Annotated in this window: 20 protein-coding genes and 2 pseudogenes; 10 read left to right on the top strand and 12 right to left on the bottom strand. The window is 40.7% G+C overall.

Translation table 11 applies throughout. From position 1 onward, the window contains the following. Window positions 1-124: 124 nt before the first annotated feature. The 4 genes from MY9_RS03210 to MY9_RS03195 form a co-directional block, all read right to left on the bottom strand. The gene (locus tag MY9_RS03210) at window positions 125-463 is read right to left on the bottom strand and encodes a thioredoxin family protein (RefSeq protein WP_014662966.1); all 339 of its coding nucleotides are present in this window, start codon (window positions 461-463) and stop codon (window positions 125-127) included. A gap of 181 nt (window positions 464-644) precedes the next feature. After that, window positions 645-1034, bottom strand: a complete 390-nt coding sequence (locus MY9_RS03205) for a DoxX family protein (RefSeq protein ID WP_014662965.1) — start codon at window positions 1032-1034, stop codon at window positions 645-647. Window positions 1035-1140: 106 nt separating this feature from the next. After that, the gene (locus MY9_RS03200; protein ID WP_014662964.1) at window positions 1141-2079 is read right to left on the bottom strand and encodes a ring-cleaving dioxygenase; all 939 of its coding nucleotides are present in this window, start codon (window positions 2077-2079) and stop codon (window positions 1141-1143) included. A gap of 15 nt (window positions 2080-2094) precedes the next feature. Next, complete coding sequence (locus MY9_RS03195) at window positions 2095-2715, bottom strand: nitroreductase family protein (protein ID WP_014662963.1); 621 nt, start codon at window positions 2713-2715, stop codon at window positions 2095-2097. Window positions 2716-3169: 454 nt separating this feature from the next. On the opposite strand from MY9_RS03195, the gene mneP reads away from it, so the two are divergent. The 3 genes from mneP to MY9_RS03180 all read left to right on the top strand — a co-directional run bounded on the left by mneP (window position 3170) and on the right by MY9_RS03180 (window position 5770). Continuing rightward, window positions 3170-4063 (top strand): manganese transporter MneP, encoded by an 894-nt coding sequence (mneP, locus tag MY9_RS03190; protein WP_014662962.1) that lies wholly within the window; start codon window positions 3170-3172, stop codon window positions 4061-4063. Between the two features lie 114 nt (window positions 4064-4177). After that, complete coding sequence (locus MY9_RS03185; RefSeq protein WP_014662961.1) at window positions 4178-4990, top strand: MerR family transcriptional regulator; 813 nt, start codon at window positions 4178-4180, stop codon at window positions 4988-4990. A 90-nt stretch (window positions 4991-5080) separates the two neighbouring features. Beyond that, window positions 5081-5770, top strand: a complete 690-nt coding sequence (locus MY9_RS03180) for a DUF554 domain-containing protein (RefSeq protein WP_014662960.1) — start codon at window positions 5081-5083, stop codon at window positions 5768-5770. Between the two features lie 256 nt (window positions 5771-6026). Here MY9_RS03180 and MY9_RS03175 read toward each other — a convergent pair whose 3' ends face one another. The 4 genes from MY9_RS03175 to azlC form a co-directional block, all read right to left on the bottom strand. Next, window positions 6027-6401 (bottom strand): Rok-like winged helix domain-containing protein, encoded by a 375-nt coding sequence (locus MY9_RS03175; RefSeq protein WP_014662958.1) that lies wholly within the window; start codon window positions 6399-6401, stop codon window positions 6027-6029. A gap of 147 nt (window positions 6402-6548) precedes the next feature. Continuing rightward, on the bottom strand, window positions 6549-7871 hold the full coding sequence (gene brnQ, locus MY9_RS03170) for a branched-chain amino acid transport system II carrier protein (protein ID WP_014662957.1): 1323 nt from the start codon (window positions 7869-7871) through the stop codon (window positions 6549-6551). Between the two features lie 161 nt (window positions 7872-8032). Further along, window positions 8033-8365, bottom strand: a complete 333-nt coding sequence (locus MY9_RS03165) for a branched-chain amino acid transporter permease (protein ID WP_014662956.1) — start codon at window positions 8363-8365, stop codon at window positions 8033-8035. Then, window positions 8362-9123: an azaleucine resistance protein AzlC gene (gene azlC / locus MY9_RS03160; RefSeq protein ID WP_014662955.1), complete on the bottom strand. Its 762-nt coding sequence runs from the start codon at window positions 9121-9123 to the stop codon at window positions 8362-8364. The genes MY9_RS03165 and azlC overlap by 4 nt, the downstream gene beginning before the upstream one ends. Window positions 9124-9237: 114 nt before the next feature. Between azlC and MY9_RS03155 the strand changes: the two genes are divergently transcribed. The 3 genes and pseudogenes from MY9_RS03155 (at window position 9238) to MY9_RS03150 (ending at window position 12206) form a co-directional block, all read left to right on the top strand. After that, the gene (locus MY9_RS03155) at window positions 9238-10626 is read left to right on the top strand and encodes an aminotransferase-like domain-containing protein (RefSeq protein ID WP_014662954.1); all 1389 of its coding nucleotides are present in this window, start codon (window positions 9238-9240) and stop codon (window positions 10624-10626) included. A gap of 271 nt (window positions 10627-10897) precedes the next feature. Next, window positions 10898-11108 (top strand): annotated as a pseudogene (locus MY9_RS21495) (DUF554 family protein); the annotation flags it as partial. A 195-nt stretch (window positions 11109-11303) separates the two neighbouring features. Further along, window positions 11304-12206 (top strand): carboxylesterase, encoded by a 903-nt coding sequence (locus MY9_RS03150; protein WP_040084061.1) that lies wholly within the window; start codon window positions 11304-11306, stop codon window positions 12204-12206. A gap of 471 nt (window positions 12207-12677) precedes the next feature. On the opposite strand, the gene MY9_RS03145 is transcribed toward MY9_RS03150, so the two are convergent. The 3 genes from MY9_RS03145 to ydfH form a co-directional block, all read right to left on the bottom strand. Then, a complete protein-coding gene (locus MY9_RS03145) occupies window positions 12678-14849 on the bottom strand; it encodes an MMPL family transporter (protein ID WP_014662950.1) in 2172 nt (723 codons plus the stop codon). Between the two features lie 115 nt (window positions 14850-14964). Next, the gene (gene ydfI / locus MY9_RS03140; RefSeq protein ID WP_014662949.1) at window positions 14965-15606 is read right to left on the bottom strand and encodes a two-component system response regulator YdfI; all 642 of its coding nucleotides are present in this window, start codon (window positions 15604-15606) and stop codon (window positions 14965-14967) included. Further along, entirely contained in the window at window positions 15599-16822 is a 1224-nt protein-coding gene (ydfH, locus tag MY9_RS03135; RefSeq protein ID WP_041521253.1) for a two-component system sensor histidine kinase YdfH, read from the bottom strand. Before ydfH ends, ydfI begins: the two co-directional genes overlap by 8 nt. 189 nt (window positions 16823-17011) lie before the next feature. On the opposite strand from ydfH, the gene MY9_RS03130 reads away from it, so the two are divergent. From MY9_RS03130 to MY9_RS03125, 3 genes and pseudogenes are all read left to right on the top strand, one after another. Continuing rightward, entirely contained in the window at window positions 17012-17161 is a 150-nt protein-coding gene (locus tag MY9_RS03130; RefSeq protein WP_014662946.1) for a hypothetical protein, read from the top strand. Then, window positions 17158-17332 (top strand): annotated as a pseudogene (locus MY9_RS21025) (hypothetical protein). Before MY9_RS03130 ends, MY9_RS21025 begins: the two are co-directional and overlap by 4 nt. 84 nt (window positions 17333-17416) lie before the next feature. Further along, on the top strand, window positions 17417-17860 hold the full coding sequence (locus tag MY9_RS03125) for a carboxymuconolactone decarboxylase family protein (RefSeq protein WP_014662944.1): 444 nt from the start codon (window positions 17417-17419) through the stop codon (window positions 17858-17860). Window positions 17861-17942: 82 nt separating this feature from the next. On the opposite strand, the gene MY9_RS03120 is transcribed toward MY9_RS03125, so the two are convergent. Then, complete coding sequence (locus MY9_RS03120) at window positions 17943-18623, bottom strand: ArsR/SmtB family transcription factor (RefSeq protein WP_014662943.1); 681 nt, start codon at window positions 18621-18623, stop codon at window positions 17943-17945. 88 nt (window positions 18624-18711) lie between these two features. On the opposite strand from MY9_RS03120, the gene MY9_RS03115 reads away from it, so the two are divergent. After that, complete coding sequence (locus tag MY9_RS03115) at window positions 18712-19335, top strand: flavin reductase family protein (RefSeq protein ID WP_014662942.1); 624 nt, start codon at window positions 18712-18714, stop codon at window positions 19333-19335. The last annotated feature ends 79 nt before the right edge of the window (window positions 19336-19414 follow it).

Raw genomic sequence — 19414 nt, 5'->3', positions numbered from 1 at the left:
GTCTCGTTTGATATGATACTTCTTTTCTGAAAAGCCCAATGGTGTGAGTGCTGAGGATATGATAAAGTGAGGACTACTAATATGCTGATGGATTCATGATGACCAATATAAATGTATAAACCCTTTATTCGCCTTCATATAATCGATAAACCCTATCCAGCTTTTGTTCAAGCTGTTCAAAATGAACAAAGCGGGCTTCTCTCAAATACTCAGTCCCATCAATGAACAAAAGAAGCACGGGAACAGTAAAGACTGAAAATTTGCCGGCAACCTCTGCTACATCGTCAGCATTGACATGCCCCAATTTGATGTTTGGAAACTGATCCAATACTATTCTAAGCTGCGGCAGAACTGCGTGACATACTGTACAGCCAGTTCTTGATATATAGATAAAACTGAATTGGTGCTGTTTGATAAAATGATCTATAGAATCTAATGAATGTAATGCTGTCATTTCTTTCATCCATTTACTCCTTCAAATAGGTCTGCCTTTCATGACCAAGCTAATATATACCATTCACTATACAGATTTATATTTAGTATTTCCGCTTTTTTGCTTTTCAGATTACCTGCAAACTTGCCGAAAATATAAATACAAAAGAACAGTTACTGCATGACAGTAACTGTTCTGTTTTACTTTCGTATTAAAAATGCAAAGCGTAAGCTCCTGAACCGATGAGTGCAACCCCTATGGAGACGGCAATGAGCACCACGTTATATTCAAAACCGCCGGCGCCATTCGCAAAGCCTTTCGCTCCATGAACTTTTACGATCGCACCTAACATAATGATTGTGATGATAGCAGCTCCAAGCGGGAGGAACACACCTAAAATAAATAGAATTCCGCTTACTAACTCCCCAAGGCCTGACAGAGCGGCCGCAGCGTTACCTGGTTTTACCCCAATTGATTCGAACCATTGTCCGGTCCCTTTAATTCCGTATCCCCCAAACCAGCCGAATAATTTTTGTGTGCCATAAAACAGAAACACCACACCAATCATAATCCGAATAAGCAACAGTCCTGCATCTTCCATTTTTATCTCTCCTCATCTTTGATTTCATCTGATTCTTTGCTGACGGTACCATCCATCCAGCAATCATCAATTGAATATATGTTTCTTTATTTTTTTATGTGTCAAATCAATCTAATTCTCTTACTTCAAACGGCAGCAGCCCTTGTTCAATTTGTGCCCGATGCGGTTCATATTGCACAGGCAGCATCAATTTTCCGCCCATTGTTTCGTGTGATTCATCATGGGCAAAGCCCGGTGGATCAGTTGCGATTTCAAACAGGATTTCCCCATGTTCCCTGAAGTAAATGGCATTAAAATAATTTCTATCCCGAACAGGAGTTACACCGTATCCGTGAGAAGCAATATGTCTTTGCCAATCTAATTGATCTTGGTCATCACTAGCCCGCCAAGCAATGTGGTGCACCGTGCCGGCTCCCATTTGACCGCGGCCAATAGGCGTTAACTTAAGGTCAATCACATTTCCGATATCACCGGCAGAACGATAACGAATAAAGTCTCCTTCCCTGCCGACTCGTTCCAGCCCCATGATGTTTTCCAATAGCTCCGCGGTTTTGTCAGGCTGCGCTGATAATAAAGTTGCGCCCCCAAAACCTTTAATGGCAACATCAGGCGTTACATCTCCGAAGGTCCACGTGTTAGCCGCTCCTTCTTCTCTTTCCACGATTTCTAAGTGCAGGCCATGAGGATCATCAAACTCAATATATTGTTCTCCAAAGCGCTCGATTTTGGTGTATGGAATGTTGAACTTTTCTAGTCTCTTTTCCCAAAATGCCATAGCCCCCTTCGGCACGACATATGAAGTCACGCCAACTTGGCCGTCTCCAATGACACCTTGGCGGGCTCCAGCCCACGGAAAGAAAGTGATGATTGTTCCCGGCTCCCCGCCCTCATTTCCAAAATAAAGATGATACGTACCCGGATCATCAAAATTGACAGTTTGCTTGACCAAACGAAGCCCAAGCACTCCTGCATAGAAATCTGTGTTCTCTTGAGGATGGCCGACAATCGCTGTAATATGATGAATTCCCATTGTTTTTTTAGCCATTTTTATCTGCTCCTTTTACATATACTCAACAAACTCATTCACAGGCTTACGGTAGCCGCGCGGCCTTCTGCTCTCTGTTTTTTCTTTCCCAATTGTAATCATCATGACAACCTCAAACTGGTCATCTATGTTCAAAATCTGTTTTACGGCTTCCGCATCAAAGCCGATCATCGGGCAAGTGTCCCAGCCTTTTTCTTTAGCACTCAGCATAAACATCATCGCAGAAAGTGAAGCGTTCCTTATCGCCTCATCTCTCTTAAATTGTTCTCCCCTGTTTTCATAAAACGAAACGGTGTCTTGAACCATATGGTCATACTCTTGCTTATTTAATACCCCTAACACCTTTAATCCTTCATAGATGTCAGCCGCTTGCTGATATGCCTGTTTATCCCCTAATACCAAAAGAACCGCAGATGAGCTAAACACTTTATATTGTCCGTTTGCGGCCAGTTTCAGCTTTTCTTTTACATCCGGGTCTAGAACCGTCACATATTTTGTATGCTGCAAATTAAAAGCCGATGGTGCCAATGCAACCAATTCAAACATCTCATTGAGGTCTTCTTTTGTGATTGGATGACCTGAAAGAAAATTGCTTGCAGATCTTCTTTCATTAACTAACTGTGTAAATTCAGCCATTACGATACACTCCTTCTTATCTCGAATTCGAGATATTATTCTATAAAAAATCTCATTGAATTTTTAAAAAAGAACTGACTGCGATTGGACCTTGAGCGTTGATCTTATTAACTTAATATCTCGAATTAAAATATCTTGAATATGAGATAATAGTAAAATACAGATCATCTAATGTCAATAGTTTTTTTATAACAGATGGAATTTTTCCGCTGAAGGCAGCATTATTATTGCCACTCCTTGTTACATGAGAACTCATTTGTTTGCAGTGTGAGCTTTTAGCACAGCTCCAACTTTTTTTCTGTTACCTTATTTATTAGTAACCAGGAAACAACGTTGCTATAGACCCACTCGAAATTGAATTGGTATGATAAGCAAAGTGATTACACAGAAAAGGATACGGAGAGCGTCTAAAGAGCACTCCTATTTTTTTTGTGCAGTTTTATAGGAGGAAAAAATGGCAAGTGAAAGAGAACAAATCAGCAGAAAAGTTGCTTTGATTGCATTGATCGCCAATCTGATCCTAATGGCAGGAAAGGTCTTTTTTGGACTGATAGGCGATAGTGAAGCCGTTTTTGCAGACGGAATCCATTCCGCGGCAGATGTCGTTGCTTCGATTGCGGTCTTGGCAGTGATCGGCATTTCCAATAAACCGCCCGATCAGGACCATCCTTTTGGACACGGAAAAGCAGAAGTCATTAGTGAGGCGATTGTAGGAATAATCTTAGTGATCGTATCCGTTTATATCCTCATTGAAGCGATTCTGTCCTTTGTTAAAGGGCCAAGCGTTCCCCAATACAGCGCATTATTTGCGGCTCTTATTTCGTACGTGGCTAAGGAAATCTTATATCGTTATTCTATCAAGCAAGGGGAAAAATGGAACAGCAAAGCGATTATAGCGATTGCATACGATCATAAAGGCGATATCGTTGCCTCCCTTGCCGCTTTTATCGGCGTCCTATTGGCTATCATCGGAAACACCCGCGGCTGGTCCTATCTGTTGTACGCCGATGCAATTGCCAGTGCAATCGTTGCTTACCTCATTTTTAAGATTTCTATGGAATTAATCAGGCCGTCTGTTGATGTGCTCATGGAAAAGAGCGTTGACCCCAAGCTGATCGAGGAATATAAAGCTGTTATTTTTCAATGTGATCAGGTAAAACGAATCGATAGAATCCGCGCGAGAGAACACGGCCACTATAAATTGCTTGATGTCCGTCTATCTTTGGATCATGATTTGACAATTAAGCAGGGACATGACATTGCCCGCGAAATTCGAAATGAAATCAAAAGACAGTTTTCCGATGTTGAAGAAGTGCTCATCCATGTGAATCCTTATTTCGAAGAATGAAAAGCTCCTTTTTAAAAGGAGCTTTTGCTTTATGCTGTTAAACTTTCCCTTTAGAACTCGCTGTACTATATAATATGGATGTATATCAATCATAGGGACAGAAAGGTTGTTAGAATGAAGGAATTTTTTTCGATTGGAGAAGTGTCAAAGTTATTCAATGTGAAAATCTCTGCTCTTAGGTATTATGATGAAATCGGTCTTTTGAAGCCGGAATATAAAGACGAGAAAACGAACTATCGATATTATTCCACCCAACAGTTTGAGCGGCTGGATACCATCAAGTATTTGAGGGCCTTAGGTCTGCCAATCCATAAGCTGCTTGATTTTTATAACTCTCAAAATACAAATACCCTTCTTCATCTACTAAAAAGCCAGCAAGCTGAAATTGACCGCAAGAAGAAAGAATTAGAACGCATTGAACGAAAGATCTCCCGCCGCATCACACATATAGAAGATGCCGTTAACATGCCGTTACATCACATTTCAAAAATCAAACTTCCCGCAATTCGAGTGGCTTATTTACAGCATGAATATGTTCTCGGCCATGATATCGAACATTCGTTAGCGGAATTGAGAACCCACCTGAATGTGAACGAAGATATATTTATAGGCAAAATCGGTTTATCCATTTCAGCAGCAAATGTGAAGGCAAAACAGTTTGACAAATATTCCAGTATATTTATGATTCTTGAAGATGAAAATGAAAAAACTTCATCAGAAATCATTTTCCCTTCAAGAGAATATCTGCAAATTAGGTTCAGAGGGTCACACCCAGAAGCCGAACCATACTACAAAACATTACTGGCGTATATGGAAGAGCATCATTATGAAATAGCAGGAGATTCTATCGAAATCACACTCATTGATTATGGCATTACGAATAACCTAGACAATTATGTGACTGAAATCCTCTTGCCCATCAAATAATCTCATGAATATGTTTTTGATCTCCCTTGACTCTCTACTAACTAGAGGGTTTATTTTTTATGCAGGAATCATTATTGGAGGAGAAAGCTTATGTTTGGAACAATTTTTAACACAGTGATGATCATTGCGGGAAGCATAATCGGGGGGATATTCAAAAAAGGCATTAAAGATGAATACCAGGATATTTTGATGCAGGCAATGGGATTCGCTGCAGTCGCGCTGGGAATCAACGCCGTTACACAGCATTTGCCTGATAGTAAATACCCCATTCTTTTCATCGTGAGTTTAGCCATTGGAGGTTTGCTTGGCCAGATCATCAATCTGGAATTACGATTCAACAAGCTGGTGAACAAATTTTCTAAAAGCAATTTAGCGGAGGGGTTATCAACTGCGGTCTTATTATTTTGTATAGGCTCGCTGTCAATATTGGGTCCTGTTGAAGCGGCTTTGCATGGAGATTATACGTACCTTCTGACAAACGGTATGTTAGATGGGATCACCTCCATTGTGCTCGCCTCGACTTTTGGTTTTGGAATAGCGGCAGCTGCCATTGTATTGTTTGCTTGGCAGGGCTCCATCTATTTATTTGCTAAAGTAATGGAGAGCGCAATCAATACAGACCTTATTAACGAAATTACTATTGTGGGAGGCATACTCATCCTCAGTTCAGGTCTAAGCATTCTTGGAATCAAGAAGTTCAAAACACTGAATCTGCTGCCTTCCCTGTTGATCCCTCCTGTTGTGATTTTTGTGATTCAATCATTTGGATTGCATTTTTAACAAATCGGCATCAATTAAGCGAAAATCATGAATGCCGGCCATGTTTTATTACTTGAACAGACGGAGAATGGTCATATGGGCGTCAATTCATTCATCACAATCTTTGCGATCGTCTTTGTACATAAACCGATCCTGATGGCCGGCAGTTCACAACAAAAATACCAAGGTCGTCAAGATCCTTGGTATCATGCTGAACATGCGCTGTGTTTCTGTCTCTGATCTACATTTGTAATGCTGAGTCTTTGATACCATGCATTCAAATCACAATGTACTGCCCTCTATAAGGCTTTCTCACCTCGGGGTGTGTTTTCATCAAAGTATTCATAAATGATGTCATATTCGAAATGTGTACGCCGGTTTCCTTTTCAATCCTTCTTTTCAAATCGATACTGCTCATTGGCTTATTCTGCTGCTTTAATATGTTTAATGCTGCTTCACGGGAGGCTTTTGATTCAGCTCTGCCCTGCCTTCTTTTTTTCTTTTGGATAGGTTTTGATGTTACGCGATATGTCTTTACATCATTTGCAGCTTGTGCCATGAACGCAACTTGAGATGGGCTCGTCTTTGACCGTTGTAGCTGAAACTCACGAAGGATCGATCTTTCATGTTTATCTATGTGTGCTAATCTCATACACAAAGCTTCTCCCCCCAATTCAGCAGGCGGAAAAGAGCTTTATTCCACCTGCAGATCTGAATCATTGTTCAACTCTTTAGAACACGGATCAGGGAAATCACCATCTATGAAGGTGAGTGGTTCTATCGGCCCTACAGCGCTAAATCATGATTTTTTTGCTCGGTACATACTCAGTATATAGCCGCCTATCCCCCCTGCAATGGCTGGAATAAGCCACCCAAGCCCTATGCTGTACATAGGAAGAACCTGAGTGAAAACGCGATTCACGACTTCAATTTTTATCCCAGCTGCATTCAAACCGTCAAATAGGCTGATGATAAGCGTGAACAGTAAGCTCCCCTGATACACTTCAGCCTTCCCTTTAAATACAGAGTGCAAAAACGTTAAAAATATTAAGGAAATCGCGATTGGATACATCGTCATTAAGACAGGCTTGGACACCTTAATGAGCTCTGTTAATCCTATATTTGCAACAAGTGTGCTAAACACCGCTAACATCACAGCTATTTTTTTATAAGAAATGCTCGGAAATAATTCATGAAAAAACGAAGAACACGCTGTGATGAGTCCGACACTTGTCGTCAAACATGCTACCGTAATCATTAAACCCAATAAGATAGAACCGTAGGATCCAAAATAATAGGATGAAACCTTAGCCAAAACCTCGGCCCCATTTTCTAAAAACCCCAGCTTTTCAACGCTGGAGGCCCCCATATATGAAAGGGAAGTATAGATAAGGGCTAAAAGTGTCGCAGCAATCGCAGTGGCTTTCGCACAAATGATGATCAGCTGTTTTTTGGTGGCTGCCCCTTGTTCTTTCATTGCATTCACCACAATGATTCCAAAAACGAATGCTACAAGGGCATCCAGTGTAAGGTATCCCTCCTGAAAGCCTTTAAAAAACACATGCGATGTATACCCTTTTGATGGCGCTTGAATGGTTCCAATTGGATGAACAAGAGCTACCACTACAAGCAAACCGATAAATGTCAATTTAATTGGTGTTAAAACTTTTCCGACCACATCCACTATTTTTGTGGGATTAAGTGATAACAGACATGCAACTGTAAAAAACAATATTGTAAATATGATCAATGAAACAGGGCCTGCATCATCTGATAAAAAAGGTTTCACTCCAATTTCAAACGATACGTTCCCCGATCTTGGGATAGCGAAAAAAGGCCCGATGGCCAGATAGAGAATCGTTGTAAACACAATGCCAAACACCGGATGCACACGGCTGGCTAACGATTGTAAATTATCTTTACCTGAAAAAACAAATGCAGTCATTGCCAGCAGCGGCAAGCCAACTCCTGTCACCAAGAAACCCGCATTGGCAATCCATACATTTTTTCCAGCCATTTGCCCAAGCATAGGCGGGAAAATGAGATTTCCCGCCCCAAAAAACAATGCAAATAGCATTAGTCCTATAATGATGATATAGGAAGCAGACACTTTTTTTGACATGATAAATCCTCCGAATAAAGTAGACACCTCTTGAATGGCAAGGAAACACTACAGATGCTATATACATTGGCACGGTGCTGAGTCCAAAATAAGATTGTGTCAATTTCATTAATTTTTAAAAAGTTCAATAAAAGTTTGATCATTGATCGTTCCCCATACGGTTAAAAAAACAATTGTACCATAGCCATATAAACAACGGTTCCCCCCGCTATAGAAAGTAGCATATTTTTTTTCCAAAAGTGAAGCAGTGCAACTGCAGCTGCTCCAATCAATTCAGGAATACCGTGACTCCCAGAAAGTAGACTCACGTCTTTAAAACAATAAATAACCAGAAGCCCGATTACCGCTGATGGCAGCACCCTGCCCAAAAATTGTATGTATTTCGGCGTCGGTTTCCCAGACGGGAAAATCATGAATGGAAGGAACCGTGTCAGCATTGTGCCAAGCACGACCATAGCAACGGTAATGATTTGCTGCGTTATACTCATCGTCATACAGAAACCTCAGCTTTCTCTAATGGTTTTCTCAGAACAGTGAGTATCCCTAAAATGGCGAGCATAGCAGGAATAATGAAATGGTTTCCGCCAAAAATGATAAGGCTGGCAGCTGAAAGCCCAAGTCCTGCGAGAGCACTGTGATGTTTTTGCTCTTTCATCCACTGTTCAATGAAGATCACAATAAAGAGGGCGGTCATCACAAATTCAAGCCCTTCGGTATTAAATTTCACATACGATCCAAAAATACCGCCTATCGCTGCTCCCGCGACCCAATATAAATGATTAAGCAATGTCACAAAAAACATAAACCAGCCCTTGTCAACATTCGCCGGAACATTAGCGGTATAATTGATAGAAAATGATTCATCGCACATCCCGAAGATCAAATAAAGCTTTTTCTTTCCAGTCCCCCTGTACTTATCCAACATGGAAATTCCATAAAACAAATGCCGGGCATTGATCATCAACGTCAAAAAAAGGGCATTCAACGGATTGAACGCGCCCAGCAAGAAATGGGCGGCAACAAACTCCATTGATCCTGCAAATATAATAAAACTCATGATGATCGGATAAATTGCACTAAACCCTATAGAATGCATAAAGATTCCATAAGCAATTCCCAAAAATAAAAATCCGGCAAAAATCGGAATCGTATACGGGAAGGCCGAACGAAATGCAGCCCCTATTTGATTTCTTTTTGTCATAAGATTCACACCTTGCAACATTTTTATTTTAAAGTACCATATTAAATCCATACAACAAACAAGATAATTGTATGGATTACAATTATCCTTTGTATCATAATAGAGAAAACTTGCTGCACTCCTTTTAAAAACCATTCATGGAAAACGAAACAATAGAGGTGGATTATGCCGGTCAATTCATTCGACAATTACCCAATGTCTTGGAAGCCAGAAAGAGAGGCGTTAAAGCGGCCTTTCTATGAATCAATCGCTGCACTGCTTGAACACGATATCAAAAATGGTTTTTTGGCACCGGGTACAAAGCTCCCGCCCCAGCGAGAATTAGCTGACTTTCTTGACTTAAACTTCACTACAATTACCCGAGCCTATAAAGTGTGTGAGGTAAAGGGACTGATCTATGCGGTCACCGGAAAGGGAACCTTTGTTTCTCCTAGCGCCGCCCGTTCAATTACGATTTCTAAAGATAAAATCACCAACTGTATCGATCTTGGTTTAATCGCCTCTTTTGAAGAAACCAATCAAATTGTAACGGAAGTGATTCAACAGGTTGCGAGTAAACATTACGTAAAACAGTTACTCAATTACAATGATCCAACAGGCATTCCGCATCAAAAAACAGCAGGGCTAAACTGGATGAAATCGTTTGGCATTCAAACTGACCAAGACCATATCTCAATTGTTTCCGGTGCCCAAAATGCGCTGGCCATTTCATTGGCCGCGCTGTTTGAGCCAGGGAATCGAATTGCCACTGACTTATACACGTACTCAAACTTTATTGAACTTGCAAAAATGCACCACATTCAGCTAGTGCCGATTCCCGGAGATGAGTATGGAATGCTGCCGGACGAACTAGAAAAGCAATGTACTCAACTCAACATTCATGGCATTTTTTTGATGCCTTCTTGCTGTAACCCAACTACTGTTATGATGTCGAGTGCCAGAAAGAAAGAAATCGCGGCAGTGATCCGAAAACATCGTTTATTATTGATCGAAGACGATATTCATGCGTTTATGACCGCAGGCTTGATTTCTGATTATCAGGAGCCCATGTTCAACTTGCTCCCAGAACAAAGCGTATATATTTGCAGCACCTCTAAGTCAATCTGTTCAGGATTAAGAGTGGCCTATATGGTCTATGGAGATGCCTTGGGCGAGAAAATCCATCAGGCGATGTTCAACATTAATGTAAAAACGTCTTCTTTTGATGCAGAGGTCATAACAGAACTGATCTTATCAGGAAAAGCGCACGATATTGTTTCTCAAAAAAAACAGCTTGCCCAGTCGGCTAATGATATGTTTGCAGAGTTTTTTCCTGAAACAGAGGTGAATGGACATCCTCTCAGCTTTTATCGATGGCTTTCAATCAATGATGATACCGATGCGTTACAGCTGGAAACGGATTTGAAGAAACATGGAATCCGCGCATTTCATTCTGATCGCTTCCTGAGCGGGTCTGCCACTCCTCATAAGCATTTGCGTGTTGCGCTTTCTTCAACAGAATCATTAGACGAGTTGAGAATAGGATTAGAGAGATTGAAACATTATCTCGGCTAACTTGATCAAACACACCCTATACCGCTTAATGTCCTCTACCTGCGTAAAAACAAAATGGCGGCTTCACCTTCTAAATACTTCCACATAGAGTAGCCATAGAATCGCCTACAACATGATCAGGCAATAAACGTGAAGCAAAAAAGCAGATCATAAAAGATCTGCTTTTTAAAAGGGGCTTTTTCATTATGCCGCAAACTTTACCTTTGGAACTCACTGTACTATTTAATGTAAATGTATAAATCATATGAACAGAAAAGTTGTTAGAATGAAGGAATTACGATTCAACAAGCTGGTGAACAAAGCAATTTAGCGGAGAGTTTATCAACTGCGATCCTATGATTCTGTATCGGTTCGCTGTCAATTTTAAGTCCTGTTGAAGCCGCTTTGCATGGAGATTATCATACCTCCTGACTAACGGAATATTAGATGGGATCACCTCCATTGTGCTCGCTTCAACTTTTGGTTTTGGAATTGCTATAGCGCTCCCAAAAAGGAGGTTAATATTCTGTTATATTGATTTTCAATAATCTGTCCCAATCATTTTATTTCCTTTTTATCTTGGATTTGACGCCGAATAACCTCTGTATTATATTGTAAATAAATTCTGTTATATCAAAATCAGACTCCCCATCACGAAACGGCACATTCATTTAAACAAAATTGAGAGGGGCACTTGTATGTCAAACCATTCATCTAGTATTCCCGAATTAAGTGACAGCGGTATCCGCTATTATCAAACTTATAATGAAAGCCTTAGTCTTTGGCCGGTCCGCTGCAAATCATTCTACATATCTACTCGTTTTGGTCAAACACATGTGATTGCTAGCGGGCCAGAGGATGCCCCGCCGCTTGTATTACTCCACGGAGCATTATTCAGTTCCACGATGTGGTATCCCAACATCGCCGATTGGAGCAGCAAATACAGAACTTATGCAGTTGATATCATAGGTGATAAAAACAAGAGTATTCCTGAGAATCTAAGCGGTACGAGAACGGATTACGCCAATTGGCTTCTTGATGTGTTTGACAATCTGGGGATCGAAAAGTCCCACATGATCGGACTTTCGCTTGGCGGTCTCCATACGATGAATTTCCTTTTACGTATGCCTGAGAGAGTAAAAAGCGCAGCTATACTGAGTCCGGCAGAAACATTTTTGCCATTTCATCACGATTTCTACAAATATGCTCTTGGCCTTACAGCTCCAAATGGAGTTGAAACATTCTTACATTGGATGATGAATGATCACAGTGTGCTGCACCCGATTTTTGTGAAGCAGTTTCAGGCAGGGGTAATGTGGCAGGATGGATCAAGAAATCCAAATCCTAAAGCCGACGGATTTCCGTATGTATTTACCGATGAGGAATTACAATCAGCAAGAGTCCCTATTCTATTATTACTCGGTGAACATGAAGTCATCTATGATCCCCACTCAGCCCTGCACCGAGCCTCTTCATTCGTTCCTGATATTGAGGCGGAAGTCATTAAAAATGCCGGACATGTTTTATCGATGGAGCAACCCGCATACGTAAATGAACGTGTAATGCGTTTTTTTAATGCAGAAAAAGACATTTCACAATAAGTGCTTATTAAGATAGTGATTCGCATTCATAAAGAACTGCAATATGCTTCTAGCCAGCCATTTCAAAAAATAGAGTCTCTCTCATGGACTCTATTTTTTACACATCATTTTGTTTTTGCATTTATATCATGATCGATTGGACAAGACCCAGAACTGGTTTTGTGTGCTTGTTTCATTTGCATTTTTTACAGATCAGTTTTAAATTCCTTAATTTTTAAAAAGGATTCTCAAGATCCTTGGCATCAAGGAGTGAATGCAAAGTCAAAAAAATCATTTGATGTGCTTTATCACTTTTCCTAGGATGCCTGCTAGTATGACGCAGCTTCTGCCACATATCGAAAATGAGTGATGGCGCCATAAGTGTCTCCTTCACTTTCCAAATACCACCACAATGTTCGGCTATAAAATCGTTTACAGCTTGATCGGGAATAGTAAGCAAAAAAGCAGATCATAAAAGATCTGCTTTTTCTATTACATGATTTGTTTCTTTTGTTCATGAGCTATTTCTGGCTGTATTTCCTTTGTGAGCTGATGCCCTTCTATGTCCACATTCGGGATGATCTTGTCCAGCCATTTCGGCAAATACCAGGCTGCATTCCCCATCAGTTTCATCACACTTGGAATCAGTGTCATTCGCACAATAAATGCGTCAAAGAGCACACCAAAGGAAAGGGCCAATCCGTTGGCTTTCACAGTAGCTTCTCCGGCAAAGATAAATCCTGCGAAAACGAAAATCATGATTAAACCAGCCGCGGTGACAACAGGACCGCTGTGTTTTAATCCAGCCTGAATGGCTTGTACTGGATTCTTTGTTTTTACATATTCTTCACGCATTCTGCTGACAAGAAATACTTGATAATCCATAGCTAAACCGAACAGAATCCCAATCGATAAAATCGGCAGGAAGGCGAGTATCGGCCCTTTTTCAGGTATTTTGAAAAAGTCGATGAGATTGCCGTCTTGTAAGATAAATACACAGATCCCAAGAGTGGCTGTCATCGTTAAAATGAAACCTGCAACAGCAACAAGCGGCACAAGCAGCGAACGGAAAACAATGGTCAGCAATACAAATGCAAAGCCGACAATGAGTACAGCAAACACCGGTATCGCATCATTCAGCCGATCTGAAATGTCAATATTCACTGCAGTCGATCCAGTAACAAGCAAATCTACTCCGTTTTTATCTGGCAAACTGCGTACATCGTGTACCAAATCTTTCGTTGCCACATCATTTGGACCTGTTTCCGGAACGACCGTAATGATGGCAAAGTTCCCTTCTTTATTAGGCATTGCAGGGGTGACACTTGCTACATGGTCTAAGCCCTTTATTTCTTTCACTGCATCTGCGAAAGCCTCCGCTTTATTTCCTTTGACACTTGCGGCATCCGCTACTATGGTTAATTGGCCATTGAATCCTTCTCCAAACCCATCGGCAAGCAAGTCATATGCCCGTCGATCCGGATTATCCTTCGCTTTCATCCCCGCATCAGGCAAGCCCAGTTCCAATTGCATAGATGGAATACTAATGACGATCAAAATGAGAATGCTGCAAACACTTAGCAGAATAGGATGTTTTGTGACAAAACGCCCCCATGCATTTGTGGCAGAGCTTTGTTTTCCTTTTTTCTTGTTTGCTTTCGGAATCATCCGTTTCCCTGCTATTGATAAGACGGCAGGCACCAGCGTGATGGAGGCAAGAACAGCCATCAGTACACTAAGCCCTGCTGTCAGCCCCATTGCAGACATAAAAGGAATGTTAACAACCGTCAATCCGCAAAGTGCGACGATCACAGTAAGTCCGGCAAAAACGACTGCACTCCCAGCTGTTCCGGTGGCTCTTGCAATCGAGTCATTCTTTTGTATGCCTTCACCTAAAAACTGGCGGTGTTTCGTAAAAATAAATAAAGCATAATCAATCCCAACAGCAAGACCAATCATTCCGGCTAATGAAAGACTGACGGAAGCAATATCGAATACTTGTGTCCCAATCAAAACCAGTCCAATGCTTACCCCTAAACCAAGCAGCGCAGTTAAAATCGGCAATCCTGCTATTAATAAAGAACCGAATGTAATAGCTAAAACGACAAAGGCCAAGATAATGCCGACAATTTCAGAGACACCGCCTATCTCCATCTCGGCTCCCGGTACATCTCCGTTTAGCTCCGTTTGCAACCCCTCATCATCAGCCATTTTCAAACTGTCTTTTAAGTGTTTGATAGAGTAATCCTTTATATCATCTGCTGATGATTTATACTTAATATCAGCATAGGCAACTGTGCCATCTTTCGCGATTGTTCCTGTCACAAAAGGACTTGCAATCGAGTCAACAGAATCATCTTTACTGATTTCCTTGAACGTTTTTTCTATAGCTTTTTTCGCTGGCTTTGAAGTCAGTTTCTCCCCATCATCAGCACCGAAAATCACCCGTATGCTCCCTTTATCAGGACCGTGAGGAAATTCTTTTTCAATCACATCCATCGCTTTTTCCGAAGGTGTGTCAGGTATGGACATATCCTCAGAAAAACTTGGCTTTAAGGTGATTGCAAGGCCAATCGAAGCAACTAACACAACGACCCATGCACATATTACTTTTACGCGATGCCGAGCAACCCATCCTCCTAATGTATATAACATTTTTGACATGATAATCTCCTTTCAACACATTGCTTAATCACATTCTTTCTCATTGTAGTTGACCACGAAATAAAAAAAACGTACATTCGGGCATGTACGTTTGGGCAATTTTCAAATATGCAGTTTATTTGTCTAATGTCAGAATACCTTTTTGCATGGCAATCGTTACTGCTTCAGTTCTTGAATTCGCGCCTAATTTATTGTAAATGGACGTTAATCTGGCCTTTACTGTTCGCTCAGAGACGCCCAAATCAAAGGCAATCGCTTTGCTTTTAAGCCCTTTAGCAATTGCTTTTAAAACAATGACTTCCTTTTCTGTCAGCTGCGTCTCACTGCTCTGCTTCTTCATCCGCTCAAATTGGATTTCCTGCAAGCGTTTAAGGATATCAGGCTGCAATAGCACATTTCCTCTTATCGCTGCATCCATTGTATGAAAAAGGGTTTCTGAACTCGTATCCTTTAACAGATATCCTTTCGCTCCTAATTCAATCCCTTCAATCATTAGGTGATCTTCATTATATGTTGTCAAAATAATGATGGGGATATCGTGTTTTTCTTTTATTTGTTTAATGGTCTCTAATCCGCTCATCTGCGGCATATACAAATCCATAAGAATGATATCCGGTTGCAATTCATCTGCTAGACGGACTGCTGCTCTGCCATTTTCCGCCTCTCCTATAATGGTGTATTGATCGTTCGTTTCAATTAAAAGCTTCAGACCTTCCCTCACGACAAGATGGTCATCAACGATTAAAACCTTATTCATCTTGCATCTCTCCCTGAATTGGTACAGTAATCTCAATTTGTGTCCCTTTCAATTTTGTACTCTTTATATTGAATTGGCCATTCATGGATCTGACACGTTCTTGTATGCCAAGAAGCCCATAATGCCCTCTCTTTTTCTTTCCTTTTTCAACATCAAATCCTTTGCCGTTATCCTTAACTGTTAAATGGAGCCTCCCCTTCTCATCATCCCAAATGGAAATCCAGATTGTTTTTGCTTCAGCATGCTTTGCCGCATTCGTCATGCATTCTCCAATGATGTAATAACAGTTTTCAGCTGTACGCACATCCAGCACCTGATGCAATCTGTAATCTAATAAACAAGCCATGCCTGTCGACTCTATAAAATGATCCATTAGTGAGGTAATTCTTTCTTTTAAAACACCGATTTCTTCTGATTTGCTGCGGAGATCATCAATTGCTGAACGTGCATCAGCTAATGTGCTTTTCACTCTTTTCATCGATTGTTGTATGATTTCCTTCGCTCTCTCTGTGTTGCCTTTGGAGAGATGTACATGAATCGCGTCCAGCTGCATATTTAAACTGACCAGCCCTTGAGCAAGCGTATCGTGTAAGTCTCGGGCCATCCGCTGCCTTTCGTTCTGCAGCGTCAGCTGTTCGACCTGCTGATGAGCCAGCTCCAGCCTTTCAAGAGTCAATTGAGCTTTTATTTTTTCATCAACTTGGGCAAAAAATGTTGCGGCATAAGTGATGATGACAATCATGATCGGCGCAGCAATAACAATAAAATGCAACACTTCACCTTTATTAAGGTGATACGCCGAATTTATGCCCAGCAGCAGCAATAGATAAAGAATGGGAAAAGTCCTTCTTCTGTCTGCCATTCCTATGATTTGCCCAATTAAAAATGCATAAAGGCCGATAATGACAAGTATAAAGAAGCCAGTCATGAGATTAGCAAGTGCAAAGGTGATCAAACCTTGTACCACGAAATACAGAATCACTCTTTTCTTAACCCAGCGATATGAGTGCCAATGAAGCAAAGCAAAAATGGCGATTAATATGGTAAACACATAAAACAATAAAATGGACCAGCTCCCAGAAACAAATTGCAGCACGATAGAGGCTATATAGATCATAAGAATAAAAGCCAGGCCAGGCACTCTAAGCGCAAGCATATTTAATGCACGCCTATCATGTGAGTAATATTTATCTTTGAAAGGATTCCTTATCAGCAAACCTTATCCACTTCCTTTACCTGTTTCACCACATCAAAATTCATGAGAATCGAACCCAACATTAGAGGTTCCAACAAGTGATCATTGCCCAAACGTACATGAACGTTCTGCCTTTATGTACGTTTTATCTTTTCAAATTTATCTTTAAAATCAAAAGGAACATACTATTCATTGAAGGAATGATCATCATTGAAATCAATTGATCTTACAATTTTATCATTAAAAAGAAAAGGAATCCGGACTGAGAAGGTATTAAAAAATCAATATCCTGATCGATTAAGCCATATGACAGATAAAAATACGCAGCCAAAAATCAGATGCAAGGAAAAAGAGGAATGAACATGTATTGGTTTTTAGGTGCTTTATTATATTTTCTCATCGGTACTTGTGTATTCATTGGAGTCATTAGAGACAGCCACTCAGGCTCGTGGACCCTGCTTGCCTTAGCAGCTCATCATTTTGGGTTACCCTTATTTTTATTCTAAGCAGCTTTTTGCCAAAAAACAGTGAAATAACGCCATACAATTCGCACATTGGTAAAGATATCAATATCGAGATACAATTTAGATATACGACGGAAAGGAGTTTTGCCTGATGAGTCAAAGAGTGTCCTACTATGAGATTGCACCTGAAGGTATGAAAATCATGATGGATATGGAGAAATACACGAAACAATCCTCAATTAACCGAACTACGAGAGAACTAATCAAAATCAGAGTTTCTCAACTAAACGGCTGTGCCTTCTGCATAGATATGCATACTTCCGATGCCCGTAAAATGGGAGAAACTGAACAGCGAATTTACTGTTTACATGCTTGGAATGAATGTGATTTTTACTCCCCTGAAGAGAAAGTTGCTCTCGAACTGTCTGAACACATCACGCTCATTCCATCTAAAAGGGTTCCTGATGAGCTATATCATCGGGTGCGGGAACATTATGATGAAAAACAATATGTTGACCTTGTTCTCATCATTAATCAAATAAACAGCTGGAACCGCATCTCTATTGCAATGGGGAATCGAGCTGTTTCAAAATAAGAAGAAGGAGTAAGATTAGAACGAATCTTACTCCTTCTCCTGGATATCGTGCCGCATCATCATGTGTTTCCGTTTCAAAATCCTAAAGCTTCACGTTTAGGTGCTTTTCAAACGCGATTTTCCCGCTTGGTGTAATCCTGATCGCTCTCGTTTTAGGCATACGAACGATCCATTCTTCTTCTAACATGCGCATCAATAGGGCGTTTCCTAATGCTCCTGCAATATGATGCTGCCGTTCACTCCAATCCAAACAGCAGCGGGCAAAGGCTCTCCTCTTATTCCGTTGTTGCTCTTCATTGATGCCTAACTTCGAAAAGAACAAAGCACCCTCTGAAGTCACCTCAAAGTTTAAATCAACTTTTTTTAACATCCCTTGCTTAACTAGTGAATGTGCCATTTGCACGCCCACATAACCTGCCAAATGATCATAACAGGTACGGGCGAAATGCAAGTCCTTTTTCTCTTTTGACTCTTTTAAAGATTTGACTTTACCTTCAGGCGCAATATGAAGCAATTGTTCAATCATGTTGGCAGCATCTGAGTTAGACAATCTGTAATACCGATGTCTTCCATGCTTTTCTACGCTAATCAGCTTCGCGTCAAGCAATTTATTCAGGTGAAAACTTGCGGTTTGAGGTTTAATGTTAGCGAGATATGCAAGCTCTCCCGCAGGGTGTATCCTTCCATCCATTAGGCTCAAAAGTATGGAAGAACGCGAGGGATCTGATAGCAACGAAGAGATTTTTGCAATATTAGGATTCATGATTTTCCTCCTTACATTCATATTTCGATGATAGTTGAAATGTTAATCCTTTACAATATAAATGTAAGCATGACAAGGAGGAATAGCGTTGGACATTAAAAAGCGAGACAATCTTCGTTTTAAAGAAATCAAGCCAAAGATCATGTATTATGGAACCTCGACATTTCTTCTAACCACGTTGAATGAGGATGGAACCACCAATATCAGTCCTATGTCTTCTTCTTGGGCTCTTGGACATTATATAATCCTTGGAGTAGGACTGGGCGGAAAAGCCATCGACAATTTGGAAAGACACAAAGAGTGTGTCATAAACTTGCCTGGCCCGGATTTATGGGAAAACGTTGAAAGAATTTCATCTTATAGCGGAAAAAAAAGTATACCGCCTTTAAAGAAACAGCTCGGATTTACATATAAAAAAGAAAAATACGAGGCAGCAGGGTTAACGCCTTTACAATCAAAAACAGTATCACCAACACGAATTAAAGAATGTCCTATCCAAATCGAAGCCGAAGTGAAACATATTCGGATTCCAGAATATGATCAGTCATTTGCCATTGTAGAGACGCAGGCACTGCACTTTCATGCCGATGAAAGTATTATACTGGACGAAAGCCATATTAACCCCTCCAAATGGAGCCCGCTTATCTATAATTTCAGACATTACTTTGGTTTAGGAAGAGAAGTCGGAAAGACCTTTCGTTCAGAGACATGATTATTTTAAGACCGAACCATGATTTGGTCTATTCTAGTAACCCTTGTTATTATCAGATCAAGCGATCATTAGGCTTGAT

It is taken from the genome of Bacillus sp. JS, assembly GCF_000259365.1.
Lineage (GTDB): Bacteria > Bacillota > Bacilli > Bacillales > Bacillaceae > Bacillus > Bacillus stercoris.
The sequence above is the reverse complement of the archived record's forward strand: the minus strand, read 5'-3'. Positions and strand labels throughout refer to the sequence as shown.

Excerpts from the sequence above, each read along its gene's own strand:
- MY9_RS03165 (WP_014662956.1), bottom strand. The coding sequence starts at position 8,365 with ATGACGATGAGTATAACGCAGCAAATCATTACCGTTGCTATGGTCGTG.
- brnQ (WP_014662957.1), bottom strand. The coding sequence starts at position 7,871 with ATGTCAAAAAAAGTGTCTGCTTCCTATATCATCATTATAGGACTAATG.
- MY9_RS03195 (WP_014662963.1), bottom strand. The coding sequence starts at position 2,715 with ATGGCTGAATTTACACAGTTAGTTAATGAAAGAAGATCTGCAAGCAAT.
- MY9_RS03210 (WP_014662966.1), bottom strand. The coding sequence starts at position 463 with ATGAAAGAAATGACAGCATTACATTCATTAGATTCTATAGATCATTTT.
- MY9_RS03200 (WP_014662964.1), bottom strand. The coding sequence starts at position 2,079 with ATGGCTAAAAAAACAATGGGAATTCATCATATTACAGCGATTGTCGGC.
- azlC (WP_014662955.1), bottom strand. The coding sequence starts at position 9,123 with ATGGATTTAATATGGTACTTTAAAATAAAAATGTTGCAAGGTGTGAAT.
- MY9_RS03205 (WP_014662965.1), bottom strand. The coding sequence starts at position 1,034 with ATGGAAGATGCAGGACTGTTGCTTATTCGGATTATGATTGGTGTGGTG.
- MY9_RS03145 (WP_014662950.1), bottom strand. The coding sequence starts at position 14,849 with ATGTCAAAAATGTTATATACATTAGGAGGATGGGTTGCTCGGCATCGC.
- MY9_RS03175 (WP_014662958.1), bottom strand. The coding sequence starts at position 6,401 with ATGAGATTAGCACACATAGATAAACATGAAAGATCGATCCTTCGTGAG.
- MY9_RS03150 (WP_040084061.1), top strand. The coding sequence starts at position 11,304 with ATGTCAAACCATTCATCTAGTATTCCCGAATTAAGTGACAGCGGTATC.
- MY9_RS03125 (WP_014662944.1), top strand. The coding sequence starts at position 17,417 with ATGAGTCAAAGAGTGTCCTACTATGAGATTGCACCTGAAGGTATGAAA.
- MY9_RS03155 (WP_014662954.1), top strand. The coding sequence starts at position 9,238 with ATGCCGGTCAATTCATTCGACAATTACCCAATGTCTTGGAAGCCAGAA.
- mneP (WP_014662962.1), top strand. The coding sequence starts at position 3,170 with ATGGCAAGTGAAAGAGAACAAATCAGCAGAAAAGTTGCTTTGATTGCA.
- MY9_RS03180 (WP_014662960.1), top strand. The coding sequence starts at position 5,081 with ATGTTTGGAACAATTTTTAACACAGTGATGATCATTGCGGGAAGCATA.
- ydfI (WP_014662949.1), bottom strand. The coding sequence starts at position 15,606 with ATGAATAAGGTTTTAATCGTTGATGACCATCTTGTCGTGAGGGAAGGT.
- MY9_RS03185 (WP_014662961.1), top strand. The coding sequence starts at position 4,178 with ATGAAGGAATTTTTTTCGATTGGAGAAGTGTCAAAGTTATTCAATGTG.
- MY9_RS03120 (WP_014662943.1), bottom strand. The coding sequence starts at position 18,623 with ATGAATCCTAATATTGCAAAAATCTCTTCGTTGCTATCAGATCCCTCG.